The organism is Prevotella koreensis (genome assembly GCF_003977605.1).
GTDB lineage: Bacteria > Bacteroidota > Bacteroidia > Bacteroidales > Bacteroidaceae > Prevotella > Prevotella koreensis.
The window spans coordinates 1,953,715-1,976,537 of sequence record NZ_RYYU01000001.1; the positions used below are offsets into that span (position 1 = coordinate 1,953,715).

General features: G+C 46.8%; 17 protein-coding genes. 6 read left to right on the forward strand and 11 right to left on the reverse strand.

Annotated elements, in window-relative coordinates:
- Positions 1 to 24 precede the first annotated feature (24 nt).
- From EHV08_RS08250 to EHV08_RS08265, 4 genes are read right to left on the reverse strand one after another with little or no spacing between them, the layout of a single operon-like run.
- Positions 25 to 2,172: a penicillin-binding protein gene (locus EHV08_RS08250; RefSeq protein WP_126678853.1), complete on the reverse strand. Its 2,148-nt coding sequence runs from the start codon at positions 2,170 to 2,172 to the stop codon at positions 25 to 27.
- Positions 2,169 to 2,792, reverse strand: coding sequence for an FtsL-like putative cell division protein (locus EHV08_RS08255; RefSeq protein WP_126678854.1), 624 nt, complete (start codon positions 2,790 to 2,792; stop codon positions 2,169 to 2,171). Before EHV08_RS08255 ends, EHV08_RS08250 begins: the two co-directional genes overlap by 4 nt.
- Positions 2,789 to 3,820 (reverse strand): 16S rRNA (cytosine(1402)-N(4))-methyltransferase RsmH, encoded by a 1,032-nt coding sequence (rsmH, locus tag EHV08_RS08260; RefSeq protein ID WP_238988047.1) that lies wholly within the window; start codon positions 3,818 to 3,820, stop codon positions 2,789 to 2,791. The genes EHV08_RS08255 and rsmH overlap by 4 nt, the downstream gene beginning before the upstream one ends.
- A gap of 39 nt (positions 3,821 to 3,859) precedes the next feature.
- Positions 3,860 to 4,324 carry a division/cell wall cluster transcriptional repressor MraZ gene (locus EHV08_RS08265; protein ID WP_126678855.1) on the reverse strand — a complete coding sequence of 155 codons (465 nt, stop codon included), beginning with the start codon at positions 4,322 to 4,324 and terminating at the stop codon, positions 3,860 to 3,862.
- A 355-nt stretch (positions 4,325 to 4,679) separates the two neighbouring features.
- Between EHV08_RS08265 and EHV08_RS08270 the strand changes: the two genes are divergently transcribed.
- Positions 4,680 to 5,507, forward strand: a complete 828-nt coding sequence (locus EHV08_RS08270; RefSeq protein WP_126678856.1) for a 1-acyl-sn-glycerol-3-phosphate acyltransferase — start codon at positions 4,680 to 4,682, stop codon at positions 5,505 to 5,507.
- A 21-nt stretch (positions 5,508 to 5,528) separates the two neighbouring features.
- Positions 5,529 to 6,518, forward strand: coding sequence for a GNAT family N-acetyltransferase (locus EHV08_RS08275; RefSeq protein ID WP_126678857.1), 990 nt, complete (start codon positions 5,529 to 5,531; stop codon positions 6,516 to 6,518).
- A 243-nt stretch (positions 6,519 to 6,761) separates the two neighbouring features.
- Here the strand turns inward: EHV08_RS08275 and dgt are convergent, their stop codons facing one another.
- Positions 6,762 to 8,129: a dGTP triphosphohydrolase gene (gene dgt / locus EHV08_RS08280; RefSeq protein ID WP_126679465.1), complete on the reverse strand. Its 1,368-nt coding sequence runs from the start codon at positions 8,127 to 8,129 to the stop codon at positions 6,762 to 6,764.
- A gap of 237 nt (positions 8,130 to 8,366) precedes the next feature.
- Between dgt and dut the strand changes: the two genes are divergently transcribed.
- The 4 genes from dut to EHV08_RS08300 are packed head-to-tail and all read left to right on the forward strand — an operon-like array spanning position 8,367 to position 13,140.
- The gene (gene dut, locus EHV08_RS08285) at positions 8,367 to 8,804 is read left to right on the forward strand and encodes a dUTP diphosphatase (RefSeq protein WP_126678858.1); all 438 of its coding nucleotides are present in this window, start codon (positions 8,367 to 8,369) and stop codon (positions 8,802 to 8,804) included.
- A 27-nt stretch (positions 8,805 to 8,831) separates the two neighbouring features.
- The gene (locus tag EHV08_RS08290; protein WP_238988048.1) at positions 8,832 to 10,610 is read left to right on the forward strand and encodes a tetratricopeptide repeat protein; all 1,779 of its coding nucleotides are present in this window, start codon (positions 8,832 to 8,834) and stop codon (positions 10,608 to 10,610) included.
- Positions 10,607 to 11,494: a DUF4292 domain-containing protein gene (locus EHV08_RS08295; RefSeq protein WP_126678859.1), complete on the forward strand. Its 888-nt coding sequence runs from the start codon at positions 10,607 to 10,609 to the stop codon at positions 11,492 to 11,494. Before EHV08_RS08290 ends, EHV08_RS08295 begins: the two co-directional genes overlap by 4 nt.
- A complete protein-coding gene (locus EHV08_RS08300; protein WP_126678860.1) occupies positions 11,491 to 13,140 on the forward strand; it encodes a murein hydrolase activator EnvC family protein in 1,650 nt (549 codons plus the stop codon). Before EHV08_RS08295 ends, EHV08_RS08300 begins: the two co-directional genes overlap by 4 nt.
- Positions 13,141 to 13,190: 50 nt before the next feature.
- On the opposite strand, the gene EHV08_RS08305 is transcribed toward EHV08_RS08300, so the two are convergent.
- The 6 genes from EHV08_RS08305 to ccsA all read right to left on the reverse strand — a co-directional run bounded on the left by EHV08_RS08305 (position 13,191) and on the right by ccsA (position 22,590).
- A complete protein-coding gene (locus EHV08_RS08305) occupies positions 13,191 to 15,707 on the reverse strand; it encodes a carboxypeptidase-like regulatory domain-containing protein (protein WP_126678861.1) in 2,517 nt (838 codons plus the stop codon).
- A 42-nt stretch (positions 15,708 to 15,749) separates the two neighbouring features.
- Positions 15,750 to 16,589, reverse strand: coding sequence for a GLPGLI family protein (locus EHV08_RS08310; RefSeq protein WP_126678862.1), 840 nt, complete (start codon positions 16,587 to 16,589; stop codon positions 15,750 to 15,752).
- Between the two features lie 459 nt (positions 16,590 to 17,048).
- Complete coding sequence (locus EHV08_RS08315) at positions 17,049 to 17,456, reverse strand: hypothetical protein (RefSeq protein WP_126678863.1); 408 nt, start codon at positions 17,454 to 17,456, stop codon at positions 17,049 to 17,051.
- 5 nt (positions 17,457 to 17,461) lie between these two features.
- The gene (locus EHV08_RS08320; RefSeq protein WP_126678864.1) at positions 17,462 to 17,737 is read right to left on the reverse strand and encodes a hypothetical protein; all 276 of its coding nucleotides are present in this window, start codon (positions 17,735 to 17,737) and stop codon (positions 17,462 to 17,464) included.
- 103 nt (positions 17,738 to 17,840) lie between these two features.
- On the reverse strand, positions 17,841 to 20,195 hold the full coding sequence (pnp, locus tag EHV08_RS08325) for a polyribonucleotide nucleotidyltransferase (RefSeq protein ID WP_126678865.1): 2,355 nt from the start codon (positions 20,193 to 20,195) through the stop codon (positions 17,841 to 17,843).
- A 208-nt stretch (positions 20,196 to 20,403) separates the two neighbouring features.
- Entirely contained in the window at positions 20,404 to 22,590 is a 2,187-nt protein-coding gene (gene ccsA, locus EHV08_RS08330; protein WP_126679467.1) for a cytochrome c biogenesis protein CcsA, read from the reverse strand.
- Between the last annotated feature and the right edge of the window lie 233 nt (positions 22,591 to 22,823).

Consider the following 22,823-nt stretch of genomic DNA (forward strand, 5'->3'; position numbering starts at 1 on the left):
TTTTCGGCCATAGTGTAAGCCGTATCAACTCATTCTTAGCACGCAAGCCTCACCTTTCCTTATCTTGTGTCCGGCAGGAAGACTTTGCGAGTTCACCTTACCTCTGCCAACGAGAGTTACTTTCACTCCGCGTTTCTCCAGCAGAAATACCGCATCTCGAGCACCCATCCCCGTGACATCGGGCACCAAATCGTTGCCGTATTTCGGTGTTTCCGTCATTTCTATGCGGTTGTTCTTATGCGTAGCCCTACCCCAGATAGGGTTGCCGTTGGCGTAACTGCCGTCCCACGAGGTATTCGTTTCTATTCCGAAATGCTTCAGTACAAACCATGCGGCAATCATGTTTCCGTTCTTTATTTCCGGCATTGTTATCGACAGAGAGTCTCTCGAGTCACTGGCATCAAGCCTTAAATCTTTTGCCATTATGCCTTCCGAAATGTTGTGGAACACTTTCGCGCTCATGCCTCCCGATGCCGGATGTCCGCTTTTCTGTATGCATACGATGCAACTATAGCGTGGTTGGTCGGCAGGAAAGAAGCCTACGAAACTTAGCAGATATTTCATACCTCCACTCTTATAGCCCGATGTACCATGTGATATTTGCGCCGTTCCGGTCTTGCCGGCAACACGGAAGAGTTGCGAACGAGCCGCCTTTCCTGTACCTCGGCTCACCACGTGTTCGAGCAGAATTCTCACTTTCTCCAACGTCGAAGTCTTGCATATCTGCGGTATCATCACCACAGGCTCGTAAGAGTGCAGCACCTCCCCGTTTTTCACCACCTGTTTCACGAATCTTGGGCGCATCATCTTTCCGCCGTTGGCTATCGCGTTGTAAAACGTCAGGGTGGAGATTGGCGGAATCTGTGTCTCATATCCTATACTCATCCACGGCAATGCGGTCTTGCTCCAGTTCACATACTGCCCCTTAGCGTTCTTCTTAGGCATCCTTATTCGTGGCGGAGTTGCTCCGGCGAGTGGTATCTCCAAATCGCTCGCAATACCTATTCGTCTCAGTCCTTCGATATATTTTTCCGGATTTTTGCCGTAGTTCTCGTCTATTACACGACTGATTCCGATGTTCGAACTCACCTCAAGCGCCTTGGCAAATGATATGGTGCCATAGCCGCCTTTATGCCAGTTGTGGTCTTTCATCGTAGCACCGTGCATATCCATTCTGCCGTTTCCGGTATTAATGAGTTTCGTAGTGTCAACCACTCCGTCGTCGAGTGCCACCATCAACGATGCCGTCTTGAACACCGAACCCGGCTCCAACAGGTCGCTCACGGCGTTGTTCTTAGCCTCGCGGAATCGTCCGTCGGGGTATCGTGTCATGTTCACAATAGCCTTTATGTCGCCCGTTGGCACATCCATGACTATCGCCACGCCCACCTGTCCGTTTATTTCTTTCAGTTCTTCTATCACGGCACGCTCGGCAATATCCTGCATCTGCACGTCAATTGTAGTAACTATGTCTGCGCCGTCGATGGCCTCTTTCTGCATCAGACCTATGAAGCGACGCTTCACTTTCTGCTTCTGCATCTTTCCCGACTCACCGCGCAGCACCGAGTCGAACGACAATTCCAGTCCGAATCGTGCCGAGTCTTTCGCTCCGTACAGGTCGCCCACGGTTCTTGAGGCAAGTGATGTGAAAGGGTGCTGTCGTGCATTGAACTCCTCTTTGTGGAATCCTCCTTTGTTCGGGGGTAGCGAGAACACCGGCAACGACATTACTCGTGTGTAGGTGTTATAGTCAACGCGGTATTTCCATATAGGCCAGTGGCGCGACTTCTTTGCCCGTCCCTCCTCCAGATCTTTACGGAATTGTGCAGCAGAGCGTTCGGGGAATATCTCATGCAGTCCATCACAGATACTGTCCATCTTCTCTACAAGCAGGGAGTCCTTATGTTCGCCGCCCGCTTCGAAGTCCATATACATTTTGAACTCCGGTAGAGAACTTGCCATCAACTGTCCGTCGCTGCTCAAGATGTTACCCCTGACAGGCTTCACCTCCACACTGTCTTTCTTCAGTCGGTCTGCCACCGCCATCCAATAGTCGCGCTTCACCGTGCCTATATATGCCGCTTTGACCAGCACGGCGAGACTCACCAGCACAATGAAATATGCGATGATTTTATATCGTGGAAGAATCTTCTTATTGTTGAACTTACTCATTTCTCTTCTACATTAATTATATAAGGTGGCTGACTGGCTTGTTTCAGAACACTGTCCTTGTTGTATTTCAACATTTCGAGCACGTGCGTCTCACGGCATTTCTCTGTCAGTTCGCTGGCAGAAGACAGTGCTTTGTATTTCGAGTCCTGAAGTTCCTTGTTCAGTTTGTCAATCTCTAACAGCCCGCTTTGGCAACTGTATCTGTTGCCAACATAGATAAGCGTGAAAATCACGATGAGCAGTATAAGCCCCACATTCTTCTTCATGAACTCCGCAGTGAAGAAATCGCCACCGAGAATCATTCTTAGCGACAATATCTTTGAGAGCGGTTTCTCGTCCTCGCGCGCCTGACTCTGTATCGTCAAGGCAAACGCCTGCATTTCCTTCGCCTCCTTTTCTCTCTTTTCTCTTTCCTTTTTCTCCTTTTCTTCCCTCTCTTTTTCCTCTTTCGCCTCTTTCTCTTTTTTCTCTTTATCTTCCTCTTTGTTTTCTTCAATAGCAAGTTGAGACTCGCTTTCAGGCAAGTCTTCTTCTGTCATGTCCCCTTCCTCCGCGTTGGTATTGACTATCGTTTCTTCTGCCTCTGCGAGGATTTTCTTCTCTATATCTTCGTTCCTCATATCTTTTCTGCCACTCTTAGTTTTGCACTTCTGCTGCGCGGGTTGCTCTCAATCTCGTTTTCCTGTGGTGTTATCACCCTGTTGTTTACGAGCGTGAAAGGAGTTTCTATCCTTCCGAAGAAATCTTGAACTATCTTGCCCTCGGCATTTCCGGTTTTCATTACGTTTTTCACTATGCGGTCTTCCAGCGAGTGATATGTTATTACCGACAGTCGTCCGCCCTGTGCGAGCAGTTCTGTTGCCGCTTTCAGCATCTCCTTCAGTGCGTCCATTTCGTGATTCACCTCTATGCGCAGTGCCTGGAACAAGCGTGCCATTTCTTTTTTCTCGCGCTCTTTGCGGAACATCGGTTCCACGACAGAGAGTAGGTCGTTAGTTGTTTCGATGCTTTTCTGTGCGCGACTTTTCACTATCGCAGCAGCGATGCGCCTTGAGTTTTTCAGTTCGCCATAGATGTAGAAGATGTCGGCGAGTTGCTCCTCTGTGGCGTTGTTCACTATCTCCGCGGCGGTCTTGCCCGCTCTTTTGTTCATTCTCATGTCGAGTGGCGCGTCGAAGCGGAAAGAGAATCCGCGTGTTTCATCATCGAAATGGTGGCTTGACACGCCGAGGTCGGCTATCAGACCGTCTATAGAATCCACTTCGTGGTATCTCATCCAGTTCTTCAGATACCTGAAATTGCTTCTCACGAACGTGAACTGCCCCGAGTCGATGTGCCCGATGTTGTTCTCCGCATCGGCATCTTGGTCAAAACTATACAGATGTTCGCCTCCGTTGAAGCGTGACAGTATCTCGCGACTGTGCCCCCCGCCTCCGAAGGTCACATCGACATATATGCCGCCACTGTGAATGTTCAGTCCGTCAATGCTCTCGGTAAGCAGCACAGGAATGTGGTAGGACACACAATGCTCCTCACCATTCGCATTGCCCGTGAAGACATTGCTGTTTTTCTTTTTTTCTTCCTGCATTGACGTTGCTGTTAGTATTGTTGTTCGCTTGTCGCGATTGCTATTTCCGGAGAAGGTCATTCCAAATGTTTCTTTTTTCTTGCGGCTTGTCGCAACTCATCATTCAGATGTGCTTGTGTTGTCTTCCGACATCATCTTTCCGAACAATTCAGAGAAAGCCTTTGGTTCGATGAACTGACTTTCAAGTTCTTCCAAGTTCCACATCTCTATGGTGTTGCGAACACCGATAAACCTCACTTGTTGCCCGATACCTGCCATTTGCAAATAACGTTTCGGTACAAGGAAGCGGCCGTTGCCGTCGAGCGTCACTAATTCTGCCATCGATACGAATTGTCGATAAATCTGTTGTTCTGCCCGATTCCACCGCTCAAGTCGGCTTTCCATCGTGTCCATTTCGGCATCCCATACGCTTTCGGGATATAGCACGATGCACTTCTGGTGAGGATCCATGCGCATCACGAGACTTTCCTCGCCCGATGCCTGTAGCACCTTGCGGAAAACGGCCGGCAGAAAGGATCTTCCCTTTGCATCAACCTTTGCCTCTATGTTGCCTAAAAACCTCATGTGTTCTTATTTAAAAATACCTTGGGGCAAAGATACACATTTTTCCTCCACTTTCCTCCACTTTCCTCCACAAAAGTAAATAAATATTTTTAATTTAATAATTCTTAACATCTGATATCCTTGATGAGGACTTTGTAGGCCACATAGTTTATGCCTCTGAAAACTGTTTGGTTTTATTACTGAATCATATTGCCTTGGCACTGTGTGCGGTTTTATATTCATGCCAAAACACCCATATTCTGAAAGTCCGTCCCACTGTATAACTCTGCATTTTTATGTTTTTTGTATTTTTTTCGTAAAAAACGCCGTCAATTCCAAAAAATAAGTGTATTTTTGCAATTACTTTCTGTAAAAAATGAGGGAAATAACAGAGAAAACGATAGACGTAGGCGAAATACTTAGAAGCAAAATGGGTGCGAAAGCAAGATTTGTTCCCTCTCCACTCGTTTCTTGGCTCAAACGTATTGCGCATCAAGACGAGGTGAATAAGTTTCTTTGGGACAACAGGGAACTTGTCGGAACGCCGTGGCTTGAGGAGTGCATGCGCTATCTCGATATGACGCTCGAGGTCGAAGGAGAAGAGAATCTGCCGCCGAAAGACGACGGAAAACTATATACCTTCGTGAGCAATCACCCCTTGGGAGGTATTGACGGAGTGGCTCTCGGTTCGATAATCGGACGGAAATACGATGACAAATTTCGTTATCTCGTGAACGACCTGCTGATGAATCTGCCCGGACTTGCGCCTCTCTGCATACCAATAAACAAGACCGGAAACCAAAGTCGCAATTTCCCGGCAATGGTGGAGGCGGGTTTCAAGAGCGATAACCACATGCTGATGTTCCCCGCAGGACTGTGTTCGCGACGAAAGAAGGGAATTGTACGCGATCTCACTTGGAAGAAAACATTCATATCAAAGAGTGTGGAATATCATCGTGATGTGGTGCCGATACATTTCGGAGGGCAGAACTCCGACTTCTTCTACCGACTGGCAAATTTCAGCGACAGTTATCTGAAGAAAGTCAACGTGGCAATGCTTTTCCTCGTTGATGAAATGTATAAAAACGTTCATAAAAAGTTTCGGATGAAGTTTGGGAAACCTATCCCTTGGCAGACATTCGACAAATCAAAATCCCCGATGGAATGGGCGAAATTCGTTTACGACCGTGTGTATGAGTTATGAAATAATTTTCAATAATTGAAGATGGAGCAAGACATTATCCAACCTGTCAGTCGCGAACTGCTGAAAGCGGAGTTTACGCAGGATAAACAACTCAGAATGACAAACAAGAGTCATAATGAAATATATATCATTACGGCTCACGATTCCCCTTATGTAATGAGGGAGATAGGGCGTTTGCGCGAGATTGCTTTCCGTGAGGCTGGTGGTGGAACAGGGAAAAGCATGGACATCGATGACTTCGATACATGCGAGAACTGCTACAAACAATTGGTGGTGTGGAATCCGGAGGCCGAAGATATAATAGGAGGCTACCGCTATATGTGTGGCACCGATTGGAAACTCGATGACAACGGACAACCTCTGCTTGCCACGAGCCACATGTTCCATTTCTCCGACCGTTTCTTAAAGGAATACATGCCATATACCATAGAATTGGGACGCTCGTTTGTTTCGCTCGAATATCAGAACGTGAAACAGAACAGCAAAAGCATATTCGCGCTCGATAACCTTTGGGACGGACTTGGAGCACTGACCGTGATAATGCCCAACGTGAAATATTTCTTTGGCAAAATGACGATGTACCCCTCGTATATCCGTCGCGGCAGGGATATGATTCTGTTTTTCCTGAAGAAGCATTTTCATGACAAGGATAATCTTATTACGCCGATGAAATCGCTCGTTATTGAGACCGATGCCACAGAGTTGGCAGAACTCTTCTGTGCGGAAGATTTCCGTGAAGACTATAAAATTCTTAATCGCGAGGTGCGAAATATGGGCTATAACATTCCGCCTCTTGTAAATGCCTATATGAATCTGAGTCCCACGATGAAACTTTTCGGCACAGCCATCAACAATGGTTTCGGAGATGTGGAGGAAACAGGCATCCTGATAGCCGTTGACGAAATCCTTGAACAGAAGCGCGTCCGCCATATCGACTCATTCATAAAAGAACATCCGGAGGCGTTGCATATAACGAGCGGAGCAAATAAAATCATCTACAAGGATAAATAAAAATGCTCTCGACATTAATAACAATTCGATAATTACGATTTTTATATGCCTTTACGATAAGAATGAATCTGATGACCGAATTGTGGTTTAATATAAAAACATAATGTTATAACACAACATCAACTTTGATTGTAGCAAATGTTAACTTACCAATTTGGGCGAAATTGTTTTTCATATTTGGCGATTTTGGTTTGCAATTTGGGCGATTTTGGTCAGCAATTTCGCCCAAATTGTTTTTCCGTATCATACAATCGGTAGTGAGATACCATTTATTTTCTGATATATTTCGAGTGCATATACATCGGTCATTCCGCTGATATAGTCGATTACGGCCATGATTCGTGTTTCAAGGTCGGGCGAGTTGATGTCGTATTGACTGCCTACGCGACCTATAAGTTGTCGTGAATAGAAGCGTTCGGGGTAGTTCGCCGCCTCGATGAATGTTTCCATGAGGGTGTCCATTATCTTGAAACCGCTCAGTTCCACATCGAGGACAGGCTTGCTGTTGTATATCTTTCTGCGCGATGTCTCGGTGCATTTTTTGTATGCCAATCGCTGTTTTTCTGCGATTTCATCGATGAGAGAGCCATTGAATGTGCCTTCCATGATTTTTGTTTCATTGGCCATGAAAGTTTCTACGCAACATTTCTCAAGCACTCCGATAACCCTTGCACGCATATAAGTCACCTTTTCGTTGTCGTCGGTTATACCTTCATCGGTGATACGTTGCCTTATCAGATTCTGCGTTTCGTCGTCGAAAAATCCCAAGAGCAGTTCGCTTGTTTCTTCAAAACTCAGGATTTTCAGTTTATGAGCATCTTCAATATCCATTATCTCATAGCAGATGTCGTCGGCAGCCTCCACGAGATATACCAATGGATGGCGTGCGTATGCCAATCTTTCGATGTTCTCATGCGTTCCGTTTGCCGAATTGCTGTCTATTGGCAGTTGCGGAATTCCGAGTTCTGAAGCAATTTTTCGATAGATGGGTAGTTCCTCTCGGAAGAACCCGAACTTACCTTTCTTGTCGGCACATGTCGATGAAATGGGATATTTCACTATCGATGACAGTGTGGTATATGTCATGACGAAACCGCCCTCGCGCCGTCCTTTGTAGCGATGAGCAAGCAGTCGGAAGGCATTGGCATTACCCTCAAAGTGGGTTATGTCTGCCCACGTTTCCGGAGAGACTTTCTCTTGCAGGTGCATACCTTTTCCTTCGGTGAAGAATGACTGTATCGCTTTCTCGCCGGAGTGTCCGAATGGTGGGTTGCCCATGTCGTGAGCAAGGCACGCAGTACTTACAATGGTGCCTATTTCGGGTAGCATCGTCTCGATGAATTCGGGATTTCTTGCCAATATTTGCCGTGCCACGTCGTTGCCGAGCGACATTCCCACGCTTGCCACTTCGAGCGAGTGGGTGAGTCGGTTGTGCACGAAGATGCTGCCCGGGAGCGGGAATACCTGCGTTTTGTTCTGCAAGCGTCTGAACGGAGCGGAGAAAATAAGGCGGTCGTAGTCGCGTTTGAATTCCGTTCTGTCATCGTGTCGCTCGCTGTGACGATGTTCCTGTCCGAGCCGTTTGTTTGTGAGAAGTTGTGTCCATTCCATGATTTCATTGTGTGTTTTTGCCATTCCCGCCCCGGATGTCGGAAATTCCGAAGAATCAGACCGTTTGTCAAATCCGGTGGAAATGTCACGTGATGGTGCAAAAGTAATATAAAATGCAGTAATTTCGACTAATTTAGCATTGAAAATTTCATTAAACAATCTTTATTTAGTATTTTTGCACGTTATAATTAAGATAGAAACTTTGTTCTGAAAAGAACAGATACTAAAATACAAGATATGATACAGGTAAAAGTTTTGAATAAGGGGCATCAGCCACTTCCCGCATACGCCACACCGCAAAGTGCCGGGATGGATATTCGTGCAAATATCAACGAACCGATTACATTGCGCCCAATGGAGCGTCATCTTGTTCCCACGGGACTGCATATAGCACTTCCTGCCGGTTTTGAAGCACAGATGCGCCCGCGCAGCGGACTTGCACTGAAGCATGGGCTGACGGTACTCAACAGTCCGGGTACAATAGATGCCGACTATCGTGGCGAGTTGATGGTGTTGTTGATTAACCTCGGCGACCGCGATTTTGTGATAAACGATGGTGAACGTATAGCCCAAATGGTGATAGCAAGGCACGAAACAGCCGATTTCATCGCAGTGGAAATGCTCGATGAGACAGAACGTGGCGAAGGAGGCTATGGTCATACGGGAGTGAAATAACAGATGAGAAACTCCAAAATTAATAAAATGCGAAAAGCACTATCCGTATTTTTTGTCATTGCGGTGGCTATGTTGACCGCTCTGAATATTTCTTGTGGAGGGCCGGAGACAATTTCGGTGAAGCAGGCGATAGGCGGAGAGAAGAACGTAGTGATACCGAAATTGAGTCACAACGACGAGCAACGCCTGAAATATTTCTTCTTCGAGGCGGTGTCGCAGCAGAACAAAGGCAACTATGATGCTGCTTTCGACTTGTTGAGCCATTGCTTCACAATCAATCCCAATGCTGCCGAGGTTTATTTCACCATTGCCTCCTATTATTCCGAATTGGGACAGGACAGTATGGCGATGCAGTCGATGGAAAGAGCCGCAGTGCTTAGTCCGAAGAACGACAGATATATCGAAAGGCTCGCTGTGTCATATATCAACACCGGAAATTTCGACAAAGCGATAGACACTTACGAACGTCTCTATGCCAACAACCTCGACCGCACCGATGTGCTCAGCATGCTGGCGCAACTGTATAACCAAAAGAAGAATTACGACAAGGTGGTGAGCACGCTCGAGAAAATTGAGCAGGTGGAGGGCAGCAACGAGCAGATAACGCTGTTGAAGATGCATGCATACTCGATGAAAGGGGACAAAAAAGCCGAATTCAACGCCTTGAAACAACTCGCGGAAAAATATCCCAACGACCTGAACTATCGTGTGATGATGGGAAACTGGCTGCTGAAGAACGGACGTGAGGACGAGGCTCTCGACGAATATGATGCAGTGCTGGAACAAGAACCCGACAATGTGTCGGCCCAGATGTCGATGCTCGACTACTATAAAAAGTCGGGTGAGGACTCACTGGCACAGGCAACGGTGGAGAGAATACTTATAAGCGACAAGACACCGTCTGCCGATAAGATTCAACTTCTGAGAAAAGTTGTCGATGAAAACGAGCATATCGGAGCCGGAAGCATGGAAATAATACATCTCTTCAATCGCATACTCGCAGAACCACAGACAACTCCCGAAATGGCAGCGCTATATGCAGCCTATCTGAAACTGAAAGAATATCCGCAAGATTCGATAGACGTGGTGCTTGAGAGAGTGCTCGAAATTGCACCCGATGAGGCAGGGGCGCGACTGCAACTGATACAATCGGCATGGGGAAAGCGCGACTTCGACCGTGTGATAGAACTCTCCCGTCCGGCGCAGCAGTATAATCCCGATGAATTGGCGTTCTATTATTTCATGGCAATGGCTTACAACCAACAGGACAACATAGACGATGCATTGGTGACTATACGCCGCGGAGTGACAGTGGCCAACGAACAGACCAACAAGGAACTCGTGTCAGACCTCTACGGACTGATGGGCGAGATGTACCACGAAAAGGGCATGGACAAAGAAGCGTTCGCCGCATACGACAGTTGTCTTATATGGAATAGCGAGAACATAGGATGCCTGAACAACTACGCTTATTATCTCAGTCTGACAGGTAACGGATTGCAAAAGGCCGAACAGATGAGTTATAAGACGGTGAAGGCAGAGCCTGACAATGGTACGTATCTCGACACTTACGCATGGATTCTGTTCATGCAGGGACGATATGAGGAGGCAAAGATATATATAGAACAGGCACTGAAAAACTATAAAACGCCAAGTGCCGATGTGATAGAACATGCCGGAGACATATTCTGGAAATGTGGAGACAGGAACGCCGCAGTGGAATATTGGAAAAAGGCTGTTGATGCGGGAGGCAGCGACAGTGTGCTGAAAAAGAAACTGAAACAGAAAAAATATTTGAATAAATGAATACGAGGAAACTTACTATACATACCCTCTCGGTGGCGGTGGTGATGATGTTGGCTGCCTGTGGGACAACAAAGACGGTGGTAAACACTGACAAGAATACCGTGCCAACAGCAGTAGTGGACACCGAGGCGGGACGACTGAAATTCGTGCGAAGCGTTTCCGACCGCTCGGTGTTACAGAATAACATCACGGCAAAACTGAAATTCCGAGTTAAGAAAGGGTCTAAAGACATCTCGGTGGCAGGTTCGCTGTATATGAGACGCGATGATGTGATACGTATTCAGCTCACTCCGATGGGGCTTTTCGAGGCCGGACGCATAGAACTCACGAAAGACTATGTGATGATAGTGGACAGAATAAACAAGCAATACCTGAAAGCCGACTATAACGAGGTGGACTTCCTGAAACGCAACGGACTGAACTTCTATTCATTGCAGGCACTTTTCTGGAATCAATTGTTTATCCCCGGAAGCGACCGTATGCGCGACTCGGAACTGAAAGATTTCGACGTGAAACTGCTACCGCAGGCTCTTTGCAGTGTAATAGAACTGAAGCGTGACAAGATGAACTACAAATGGCAGGCAGACAATAGGTCGTTCGAGATAAAACAGGCAGACGTGGCATACTCTGACAGCAAAGGTAGCGATGCCTCGCTGGAATGGAAATACGATGCTTTTCAGGCTTTCGGAGGACGCAAATTTCCATCGCAGATAACCATTACAGGGGCTTCGTCGGCACTAAAAGGAGGACAGCGCATAACAATCGAACTGATTCTCGACAAACTATCTAACAACGGAAAATGGGAGTCGCGCACACAACTGTCAAGCAAATATTCTGCCGTGACAGCCGAGGAAGTGTTGAACAAAATAATGAGTATTAAATGAAAAGACTGATACTGATTGTCATGATGGCGGCTTTCACGCTCGCTCCATACGCCCAACAGCGAAGGAGTGGGCAGAAAGGGAAGGCACGCACCACACAGACACAGGGCGGAAAAAAGAACCAACGACAGCAACAAGGGAAGAAAAAGCAGTCGGGGAAAGGTGGTAATACCACAAAAAAGAAACAGCAGGGGAAAGGAAAAAAGCAGAACTACAGTACGGCGGAGATACGCGGACTGCAGAACCAACGCTCGCAGGTGCAGAAAAACATAAAGGAGCAGGAGCAAAAGTTGCGTGCCAACAAGGCCGATGTTCAGAACAGACTGAAAAGTCTGGTGCAGATAAACAGCGAGATAGAGACGCGGAAGCGCAATATAGAAGAGATAACAGGCGAGATAACATCTATCGAAGGAAACATGGACTTGCTGCGCTCACAACTGAAAACGCTTGAAGAACAGTTGGAAGAGCGCAAGAAGAAATATGTGGAGTCGATGAGATATGTGGCACGGCATCGTGGGGTACAGGAGCAACTGATGTTTGTTTTCAGTGCAGGTAATCTGCCGCAGATGTACCGCCGACTGCGATTCATGCGCGAATATGCCGCTTATCAGAGAGCGCAAGGCGAGATGGTGAGGGAGAAACAGGAGCAGGTTACGAGTAAGCAACAGGAACTTGCCAAACAGAAGCAGGACAAGAACACTCTGTTGTATAAAGGAAAGAAAGAGCATGCTGCACTCGAAGGACAGCAACAGGAGCAGCAAAAAGTGGTTGCCTCGTTACAACAGCAGCAGAAAACAATACAATCGGTGTTGGCAGAACAGAAGCAGAAAGACGCGCAACTGAATGCCATGATAGATAACCTTGTGGCCATTGAGGTGGCGAAGGCTAAGGCAAGGGCAGAAGAAGAGGCGCGCAGAAAGGCCGCCGCTGCTGCCGCCGCAAAGAAGAAACGAGAGGAAGAGTTGGCACGAAAGAAAGCCGCTGCCGAGGCTGCCGCGCGTGAAAATGCTCGCCGATTGGCAGAAGCAAAGGCTGCCGAAGAGAGGGCGAAGGCAGAACGCCGGGCTGCCGAAAGGAAAAGTGCAGAGGAGAAAGCGCGTGCCGAAAGTGCTGCAAAGGCGGCTGAGGAAAATCGTATTGCAATAGAGCGTAAGGCCAAGGCCGACGAGGAACGCTCGGCAAGAGAGGTGGCACGTGCCAAGAAAGAGAATGAGGCTGCGGTGACCATGGCGACAGTTGACCGCCAGTTGAGCGGCAGTTTCGAGCAGAACCGAGGACGACTGCCTATGCCATTGTCGGGAAGATGCCGTATTGTGAGCCGTTTCGGACAATACAACGTGGAAGGTCTGCGCAACGTGATGCTTGACAACAAGGGTATAAACATACAAGGACAACCGGGTGCTTCGGTGAGAAGTATATTCAATGGCGAGGTGAGCGCGGTGTTCAGTTTCAGTGGTTCGAATGTGGTTATGGTGCGCCACGGAAACTATATCTCTGTGTATTGCAATCTGAGGTCGGTGAGCGTGCATCGCGGACAGAAAGTGAAGACCGGCCAGACTCTCGGCACCGTGGGTACGGATAATATATTGCAGTTCCAGTTGCGCAAGGAAACGGCGAAACTCAATCCCGAGTCTTGGCTCGGCAGATAGTGCCGGAAAGACCTTGATACATTATGACGTACCGGATAGGCAGCGATGCCTTATAACGATACTTGTGCTTTAAGGAACACCTCGCGGGGACGGAGATGGTAGAAACTCGTTGAGGAAACTGCGCCGTTGTAGGATGTCACGATATATTCGCGACGGTCGAACATGTTGCGCAACTCTGCCGATAGTCTTACACCTTTCATTCTCCACACCACCGATGCGTCGGCGATGATGGTGTTTAGGGTGGGCGAGGACTGCAGTTCGTTGTGATAATGCACTGCCGAGAGCGAAAGGTCAATACGGTCGAAGGTCTTGGTTAGCGAAAGACTTTGCCGCCAATTCCATAATGTCTGTAGTGAAACGGCATCGGTACTTGTGCGCGATGCAGAGAAAGAAGCCAAATAAGAGATGTTGCACCAAGAGGGGGAGAAAATTATATTGGGCTTCATCGTCACTATGTTATTCCTGTATCCTGTCAATGTTTCGCCCGACAGTTGTTGCCCTCTTACGTGTCGGTATTCCACCCCTGCCTGTGCTTTCAGATGCAGCGAATACCAACCTTTGGACAAATTGCCACTCATGCCGAATATGCTGTTGTGATGTTTGCGCTCCACGCTGTTGTAAACATATTCCCCACTCTTTATCTGCAAATCCTGCATTACGTTTGACCACGAGTGGTTATAGTATATTTTGAAGTTTCCGAACAGTTCCTTTACGGTGCGCTTGTAGTTGTAGTCCATCGACGTGGAAAGTGTTGTGTTGCGCGGTATTACACCATTGTTTCGCATCGTTGTGCGGTAGTCGTAGCGGTATTCGTCAAGTGCGAAATCGCTTATGTTTCCTGTTCTCTGCAACATCATTGCGTATAAATACCATTGTGAACGATTGCTTTTCTTGAAGTTAAGATTTATTTGGGGAGACAGATTCAGGAAATAACGTTTGTGGTTGACATACATGTCCCACATTATTGGCAGAGATAAATGCAATGTGACCTTTCCCTTGCGTATCTCATGATATGGTGAGGCTTCAAGGGAAATATGCGATTTCCCGCCGTTCACGTTGAGATGCTCTGCCGAGAATCCGAGCTTGAGCGATGTTGTTGTGAACGAGCGATTGCGCATCCATGTGAGGTGGTTGTTTGTGTACCATAATGTGGTGTTCAGTTTATTCGCCCAATCGTTTACCATAAGTTTTGAAGGCGAGTGGAAGAATTCCGCGTCGGAATGTAGTTCCAACGAGTAGCGGTTGCGCACGAACATACGGTCAAGAGTGTGTTGCAGGCGTATTTCGGGCGATTTCACGCGTTGTGAAATTCTGTCGCCTTTCGAACCGCTGAAAATGGCCAGTGCATCGGTAAGCGAAGCGTCTGCCGAGATATAATGATTTCCGTATATATTCTCCTTGTTCAGATTGCGGTTGTAGTCTAATAGCAAACGGTCGTTGCTCAGATGCAGTCTCCGTTTCTCTTCGGTTGTTGTAGGTTTCTCGCCGTTAATGTAATAATGCGAGGTGTTTGAGGTGGTCTGATATTCTGTTGTGTGCAGATAACCCACGGATATACGCGTCGCTTCGTCATTATCGTTCTTGTCTATTCGTCTGAAATTCCAGTCGTGCGAGTTGTTGAATCTCAGTCTTTCGTCATCGATAGGAGTTTGTAACGACGGAATATGAAACCACTGTGGAGCGGATATTTCCGAGTCCTGTGCCGATAACGAGAATGTTACGAGGCGTTGGTGAGACGACGAGAGGTCTTTTCCGGTATGGTCATATTCCACGTCATACATCTTCTGCCCGACTTTTCCTATCTGCAAAGCATTGGCCTTTCCGCCTGCGGCAGACTCTTTCAACGGGAAACTAACGAGTGCGGTAGGCGAGATAGTGAACATGAACTTGTCCTTCGCATCGTCTTTCAGGTTGATGTTCATAGCCACATTGTCCGAGTAAACCTTTTTCTGCAAGGCCTTAACGGGTTGGTCGTGCTCTATGACCTCTGCGCTTTTCACGTCTTTTGCTTTCAGGGTTTCGTTTATCTTGTCGTATTTCCCGCCTGTAAGGTCAAGCCCCTCCACCGTAAAACGATTGATAGGCTTGCCGTTAACGCTTATTGTCCCGCCCTTGTCAATCGACACTCCGGGCAGTTTCTGCAGCACATCTTTCAGAGAATTGTCACGCAAGTCGGCAAATCTCGTGAGGTCATAGGTTATGGTATCGGCTTTGTTCGTTATCGGACCGCTTTTCACCAAAATCTCTTTAAGTTCAAATTCCGCCGGTTCCATCTTCACGTGCAAGTCTTTTCCCACAACGATAGGCATCGTGCATTTCTTGTACCCCATGTAGGTCACTACGAGACGGTCGTCACTCTCTACGCTTTTCGTTTGCAACGAGAATCGTCCGTGAGCATCAGTCTTGGTGAATGTCAGCGACTTGCCACGGCGCATAAGGATTACGCTGGCCATTTTCAGATATTCTCCGGTGACTGAATCACTCACCGTTCCCTTCACTGTGGATTGTGCGTGAACAGTGAGGAAGCAGACAAGACAGATGCAAAGTGTCGATAAACGTCTTTTCATGGGTTAAAAGAAATAAGATATACGTTTGTTTTTTTTATCGACTTATCTTTCAATAGGGTTTCTGGGAATGGCTGGCATTTTATCCATCTTATTCCCATTATTATCCATTATTGTTATTTTCACGTTAGAACTGGTTGTAAGAAAACTTATCGGGTCATTGTAATAACGCTCATAGATTTTGTCAAGCGATTTCTTGTCCACCGTCTCATATTCTGAACCTATATACGTGATGACCTCTTCGGGACGACCGTTCCTTATTCCGCTAAGTTCGAAGCGATATTGGTTTTCTGAGTCGTAGGCTCGCAGTATCAGTCCGGGCAGTCCGCATAGTTTCCATGGACCTTCGCTCAAAGGAATGTCTTCTGCATACCACGCATACCATTTGCGCCCGCGATAGTCGGCCACTGCCAGCACGCATGGGTGTTCCTTTATGATTGTTGTGCTGTCTGACAACAACTGCCAGCCGGGTTCTTCCACCATTTCATGGCATACATATCTGTCGCGAACTATCTGATCTAAATACGAATAATACTTTTCTTTTGGGTAGTTCTTATACAGAAACCATGATGCACCTTGGCTTCCAACGTACTCTGTACCGTTGCGCTTTATTATTTCCAAGTTGGTAGAGTCTGCGAGGTACTTATCATAACTGTAGAAAAGTGTGGCTTTCTCTCCTATTTGCAGCACCATGCGATCCTTTTCATATTCGTATGGAACTTTGTTTAAGTTTTCAACAAACTCCATGTCGTAATTCACCACATATTTAATAATGTCGCAAGTGTCACGGTTTACGAAGTCGTCATCAGTGACAATAGTAATCTGTGCATTGGCAGTAATAACTCCGACAGCAAGCAATGCGATAATTGAAAAAATATTTTTCATATATATTATAATTTGAAAGTTTATGCCGCAAAGTTAAGAAAAAAGCATAATAGTGTTGCCGCATGGCTTGCAAAAAAAAGTTACTAAGATATTATTTTGCGTAAAAATAAAGGTTTTAGCATTGTCTTTATGATATTTAAACAATCTTGCACGGCGATTTAATATCATGAATGAATAGTCGCAAATTCATTCTTATACTAAGAACGTATCTCGGTATTGTATTATTGTAATATGAAGCAATAAAATTTTTTTTTAATCCAAATCGCTTCATTAGAGTCCTTGACTGATTTTGTTCGATTGTCGAAAAGATGTGCTGCCATCTCATCGAAGGCGTAACATAGTACGTCGAGATGTGATGGCAGCGTAGATGTCGGCAATCGGACTAAAACAGTAAGGAAGCAGTCCGTCAAGAACAAAACCAAGCAAATGCGTCTTGTTGAACAATCTGGGTTGAATGCTTCACTTGAATTTTATAGACGGTGCAGCAATCCTAATCTCAGAATGCTCATTCTGTTGATGCTTCATAGCAATCTCCCCCGGGTTGCACAATCTATATACCTCATTGTTTATATAGTCGCTTATGTCAGACACGTTTCCTTTGTTTGCTCCGAAATTCAGAATGTTAAGGATTGAACGTGACGATGATTCCACAACCACCTTACATGTATTACTACTTGTTGCAACCACTTTCATCTTTACTTTTTCCGAGAAAGGAGAAATCCACGAGCCATGCCTTGCCTCAACAATGAACAAGTCATCATCATGTTTCACGCTCGAAAACTTTGTCCGCCGCATCTCAAATAAATGCTTTACTGCTGTATAAGTTGTTCGGGCGTTGTGGAGGAAGTCAAGAGTTGATGTTTGCATAAACTCTAATTGATGCCTATATGTTTATAATAGAAAATGGTTAAATCATCAATTGCCTTCTGACATTTTTCAATTGTGTCTTTGTACTCTTCGAGCAACTTTTCTTCTTTGGCTTTTTGATTATTATTTATATGCCAGTTATTTGGTTTTAACACATTATTAGAAAAATCATCACATTCGTTATACTTCTGTTTCATTTCTTCAAATGTCTTATAAACTTCGTCTATCTTATTTTGTAATTCCTCTCGAAATTGCTCAAAATCCTTGCTAGATATACTCATGTGTCTTTTTTATTTACGGAATAGAATAAATAAGTAGTGCCTAGTGATATGAACCCCGAAAGTTAGACAAAAAACTTTAGGGGGGCACTTCACTATTATGTTTTTAGAAATCCTTGTTGTCAAGGGCATCAGTGAAGCCTTTCGGCTCGCGGTTTTCCATCGGGTCAAAGAAATCGTTGCCTCTGTCCTGACGATTCTCGTTGAATCTTGGCTGGCGATGCTCTCCGCGGTCACCTCTGTCACTGCGCTCCGGACGTGGACGGCGTTCGCCTCTGTCTCCGCGCTCGGGACGTGGACGGCGTTCGCGCTCAACATATCCTTCCGGTTTCGGTATGAGACAGCGGTGAGACAGTTTATATTTGCCCGTCTTCGGGTCGATCTCGAGCAATTTTACGGTAAGTTTGTCACCCTCTTTGATTCCGGCTTCCTCTACAGTCTCAAGGCGTTTCCAGTCAATCTCAGAGATGTGCAGCAGACCGTCCTTGCCGGGGAGTATCTCAACGAAGCATCCGTAAGGCATGATAGAACGCACCGTTCCCTCGTAAACCTCACCAACTTCAGGTACGGCAACGATAGCACGAATCTTGCTTATTGCGGCACCTATGCTCTCCTTGTTAGGAGCAGAAACCTGAACCACTCCCTTGCCGTCAATCTCGTCAATGGTGATGGTTGCGCCACTGTCCTCCTGCATCTGCTGAATGATTTTTCCGCCCGGGCCGATTACGGCTCCGATAAATTCTTTCGGAATGTCAAACTGTTCGATGCGTGGAACCTGTGGCTTGAGTTCTGCACGCGGTTCAGACATTGTTTCGGTAATCTTTCCGAGAATGTGCTCGCGTCCGGCCTTGGCCTGCATGAGAGCCTTTTCGAGAATGTCGAATGACAGTCCGTCGCACTTGATGTCCATCTGTGTGGCGGTGAGTCCGTCGCGTGTACCTGTTGTCTTGAAGTCCATGTCGCCGAGGTGGTCCTCATCGCCGAGAATGTCAGAGAGAACGGCATATTTGTCTTCTCCCGGATTCTTGATAAGCCCCATTGCAATACCGCTGACCGGCTTTTTCATCGGCACACCTGCATCGAGCAGTGCGAGAGTACCTGCACATACCGTTGCCATAGACGAAGAACCGTTAGATTCCAATATTTGGCTCACCAAGCGAACCGTGTATGGGTATTCTGCAGGAATCTGGTCTTTCAGTGCACGCCATGCCAAATGGCCGTGGCCAATCTCACGACGACCAACGCCACGCTGTGCCTTGGCCTCGCCGGTGCAGAACGGAGGGAAATTGTAGTGCAAGAGGAATCGCATGTAACTCTTGTCGAGCACGTCGTCAACCAGTTTCTCGTCGAGTTTTGTGCCAAGCGTACATGTTGTGATGCTCTGTGTCTCGCCACGTGTGAATATGCTGCTTCCATGAGGCATTGGCAGTGGGCTTACCTCGCACCATATCGGGCGTATCTCGTCAGTCTTGCGACCATCAAGACGCTTGCCCTCGTCGAGAATGCAGCGGCGCATTGCGTCGCGCTCCACGTCGTGGTAGTATTTGTCTATCAGTGCCTCGGTGTCTTCTTTTGAAATCTCTGCGTCCTCTGCGATTTCGTTTTCTGCGAAATATTTTTCCTTGAAATCAGCCACAATCTGTTCGAAGGCTTCGGCACGTGCATGCTTTTCGAGAGCCTGACCTACGACTTCGTATGCCTTTGCGTAGCATTCTTTGCGTACAAGTTCGCGCAAGTTGTCGTCGTTTATTTCGTGACAGAATTCGCGTTTTATGTCTTTTCCGAGTTCCTTGCTCAGTTCCACCTGAACCTCGCACATAGGTTTGATGGCATTCATTGCCACCTTCAGTGCGTCGAGGAGGTCTTGTTCGGAAACTTCGTTCATTTCTCCTTCCACCATCATGATGTTCTCGGCACTTGCGCCTACCATGATGTCCATGTCGGCATGCTTCATCTGTTCCGTGGTCGGGTTTACAACGTATTCTCCGTTCACGCGTGCCACTCGCACCTCAGAGATAGGACATTCGAATGGAATATCTGAACATGCCAGAGCAGCAGAGGCAGCGAGGCCTGCAAGGGCATCGGGCTGGTCAACGCCGTCGGCAGATAAAAGCATCACATTAACGAATACCTCGGCGTGATAGTCTGCCGGAAACAGCGGACGCAGCACGCGGTCAACGAGGCGTGATGTAAGAATTTCATTGTCGGAGGGTTTGCCTTCGCGCTTTGTAAATCCACCGGGGAAACGTCCTGCGGCAGCATACTGCTCGCGATAATCCACTTGCAAAGGCATAAAATCTGTTCCGGGAACTGCATCCTTTGCTGCACAAACAGTTGCGAGCAGTACGGTGTTGTTCATTCGGAGCATGACCGAACCGTCGGCTTGTTTTGCAACTTTCCCGGTTTCAATAGTGATGGCTCTTCCATCAGGCAATTGAACTGTTTTCGTAATTACGTTCATCTTGTTTATAAACATCTATAAAATAAAAATTCGCACAAAGGTACTCATTATTATATAAATAAAAGAATAACGTGGGGTATTTTTACTCTTTTTTATGAAATGAAGATTGCGAGTCGGAAGGCACATGAATGGTTGCTTTTGAACAGAGGTTCAAAAGTTTGACTTGATTACACGACTTCAGAATCTTCTTTTCCTGAATGTTGTGATGTCATGCGTATGAGTGCATCCCGCCGAGAAAGTAGTTTACGCCGAAGAAGGTCATTATGATTGTCAGGAAAGCCACTATCATGAAGATGTGGTAAGGCATCGGTCGGCGGAACATTGGTATTGACGAGGTGTGCAGGGCTGCAGCATAGCACATCAACGTGATCAGTGCCCACACCTCTTTGGGGTCCCAACTCCAGTAGGTTCCCCACGATACGTTTGCCCAAATGGCACCGATGAAGATGCCAAGTCCGAGACATGTTATTGCCGGGTAGAGGAAAATGCGTGACAGCAATTGCAACTCTGAGGCTCTTGACCGCATAAACAGCGCCATTACACCGCAGATGAATGTCAACGACAGCAAGGCGTATGACATCATGATGATGCTGACATGAGCCGTGAGCAGCGGCGAAATAAGTATCGGCATGGTGGGTGTGATTTGCGGGTCCATGTAGGATATGTGGCTCACCAAGAGGAAGAAGCCCGACATGAGAAATCCGAAGGTGAGAATGATGTTGAAACGCCGGTAGGTGACGAACGTGACAAGCATGATTATCCATGCCATGAAAAGTGTCGTTTCGTAGCCGTTGGATAACGGTATGCTCGCGCTTGCCAACCAGCGCAAGATGATAAAGAACGTAAGAGCGGCAAAGGATAATGCCATGACCAATAGCGGCAGCCTTTGTTTGCGGTTGAATATGGTGAGAAACAAGCAGAGTATGCCCATGGTTAGGTTAATCATAAAGAGTATTGTGGGCATGGGCACGGCATTGTATAAATGCTCGGCTGTCACTCTGTGTGATGCCGGCACAGACTTAGCTCCGTAGCGTATCTGATATTTTTGCATCTTCTGTACTATCTCGTCGAACTGTCCGTAGTTGGCGGCAAGTGCGTCTTCGTAAAGCAGCGAGAATATGTCCTGTATGTATTGCTTCTGTTCTTCGGGAATATAATCGGGCAGTTTGTCGGTTGGGGCATACCATGTGGTGCTGCCTTTGGTGTATGGAAAGAGTTTCATGAGTTTTCCCTGCCTCACTTCCATGATAAGTTGCAGGCGTTCGTCGGTCTGTGCCACGTCCTGATGAAACTTGTCGTTGTTGCCGTGGTAGTATTCGTTCAGATACGGACCGATGATATATCCGCCCATGTCGTTATTGAAGAAAGTGTTCACCGAACAATAGTCGGGCAGTTGTAACGACTCCTTCAGCGGACCGTTTTTTATTTTTATGATAGGCTCCTTGCTCCATTCCACTCCCCAGAATATAAAACCAGTGAGCACCTGCTCGGCAGTGTAGCCATTGTATTGTCGCTCTCCGTAAAGTTTCTTTGTGAAGTCTATGGCGAAAGTTTCTAAAGGACAGATGCGGTCGTTGTATAGAATAAGGAGTTTGCCGAATCTGTCTGCGCTTTCCTTTGGCAGAACCGGTGCTGCATTGGCTGTCTGACCGCTCTCTGCGGGCATAAAAAGCGTGGAGCACATCAGTAGCGGCAGCATCATGGCACGCTTTGTCGTGGTGGTGCGGAGCAGGCTACGGAACGTGCCTTTGGGCGATAGAAGCATCCACACAAGAGTAACGAACAGCAGGGCATATCCGAGATAAGTGACGGGAATGCCATAGGGGTCGTTGTTTACTGAGAGATAACTCCCTCCGGCATCCTCATCGTAACTGCTCTGATAGATTCTTACATTAGAGTGCGAATAGATTTTGTTCAACGACACGGTGGCATCTCGTTTTCCGCTATTGTCGATGATTGTGATTTCAGAAACATAATCGGTGGCAGCGCGTGTGCCTTCGTTATATTTCACGCTGAAGCGATTCAGTCTTATAGAGAACGGCAATGTTTTTTCTTTTAACCCGTTGTCAGCACCTTTGTCTATATATACATTTGATGTTTCGCCCATTCTTAGGTGCACCACTCCGCGTTGTGCTGTGATATGGGTGAGCAATGCTCCTGCCAAGATGATGACAAACGAGAGATGCATAAGCACGATGTAGGCTTTCTTCACTTTACGTCTTACGAAGTAAATAACGGCTACGGCAGTCAGTATCGCCCATAATGTGGTGAACCACCACGAGCCATAGACGTGTTGCGAAACGTAGTCTGTGCCATGATATTTTTCTATAACCGTCGCTACACCCATGTATATCAGCACCATGAGGTAGAAAAAAAGAATAATTTTCTTCAGCATCTGTTGTTTCTGTTTCATTAAACCTCAATCGGCCATTATGACACTTTTGCTTAGATTTGTTATTATACCGGTATGCCTGCTTACTGCTTTAGTCAGTTCGCCGACATCTGATATGACATCGCATATTGACGTGACGTGCAATTCCTTAGATAAAACGTCGGCACATCTGACTGGCAATCGACAAAATCAGTCAAGGATTCTAATGACCCATTCGATTTAAAAAGCCCTCTTTC

Excerpts from the sequence above, each read along its gene's own strand:
- EHV08_RS08255 (WP_126678854.1), bottom strand. The coding sequence starts at position 2,792 with ATGAGGAACGAAGATATAGAGAAGAAAATCCTCGCAGAGGCAGAAGAA.
- EHV08_RS08275 (WP_126678857.1), top strand. The coding sequence starts at position 5,529 with ATGGAGCAAGACATTATCCAACCTGTCAGTCGCGAACTGCTGAAAGCG.
- EHV08_RS08305 (WP_126678861.1), bottom strand. The coding sequence starts at position 15,707 with ATGAAAAGACGTTTATCGACACTTTGCATCTGTCTTGTCTGCTTCCTC.
- EHV08_RS08270 (WP_126678856.1), top strand. The coding sequence starts at position 4,680 with ATGAGGGAAATAACAGAGAAAACGATAGACGTAGGCGAAATACTTAGA.
- EHV08_RS08315 (WP_126678863.1), bottom strand. The coding sequence starts at position 17,456 with ATGCAAACATCAACTCTTGACTTCCTCCACAACGCCCGAACAACTTAT.
- dgt (WP_126679465.1), bottom strand. The coding sequence starts at position 8,129 with ATGGAATGGACACAACTTCTCACAAACAAACGGCTCGGACAGGAACAT.
- pnp (WP_126678865.1), bottom strand. The coding sequence starts at position 20,195 with ATGAACGTAATTACGAAAACAGTTCAATTGCCTGATGGAAGAGCCATC.
- ccsA (WP_126679467.1), bottom strand. The coding sequence starts at position 22,590 with ATGCTGAAGAAAATTATTCTTTTTTTCTACCTCATGGTGCTGATATAC.
- EHV08_RS08320 (WP_126678864.1), bottom strand. The coding sequence starts at position 17,737 with ATGAGTATATCTAGCAAGGATTTTGAGCAATTTCGAGAGGAATTACAA.
- EHV08_RS08250 (WP_126678853.1), bottom strand. The coding sequence starts at position 2,172 with ATGAGTAAGTTCAACAATAAGAAGATTCTTCCACGATATAAAATCATC.
- EHV08_RS08310 (WP_126678862.1), bottom strand. The coding sequence starts at position 16,589 with ATGAAAAATATTTTTTCAATTATCGCATTGCTTGCTGTCGGAGTTATT.
- dut (WP_126678858.1), top strand. The coding sequence starts at position 8,367 with ATGATACAGGTAAAAGTTTTGAATAAGGGGCATCAGCCACTTCCCGCA.
- EHV08_RS08290 (WP_238988048.1), top strand. The coding sequence starts at position 8,832 with ATGCGAAAAGCACTATCCGTATTTTTTGTCATTGCGGTGGCTATGTTG.
- EHV08_RS08295 (WP_126678859.1), top strand. The coding sequence starts at position 10,607 with ATGAATACGAGGAAACTTACTATACATACCCTCTCGGTGGCGGTGGTG.
- EHV08_RS08265 (WP_126678855.1), bottom strand. The coding sequence starts at position 4,324 with ATGAGGTTTTTAGGCAACATAGAGGCAAAGGTTGATGCAAAGGGAAGA.
- rsmH (WP_238988047.1), bottom strand. The coding sequence starts at position 3,820 with ATGACCTTCTCCGGAAATAGCAATCGCGACAAGCGAACAACAATACTA.
- EHV08_RS08300 (WP_126678860.1), top strand. The coding sequence starts at position 11,491 with ATGAAAAGACTGATACTGATTGTCATGATGGCGGCTTTCACGCTCGCT.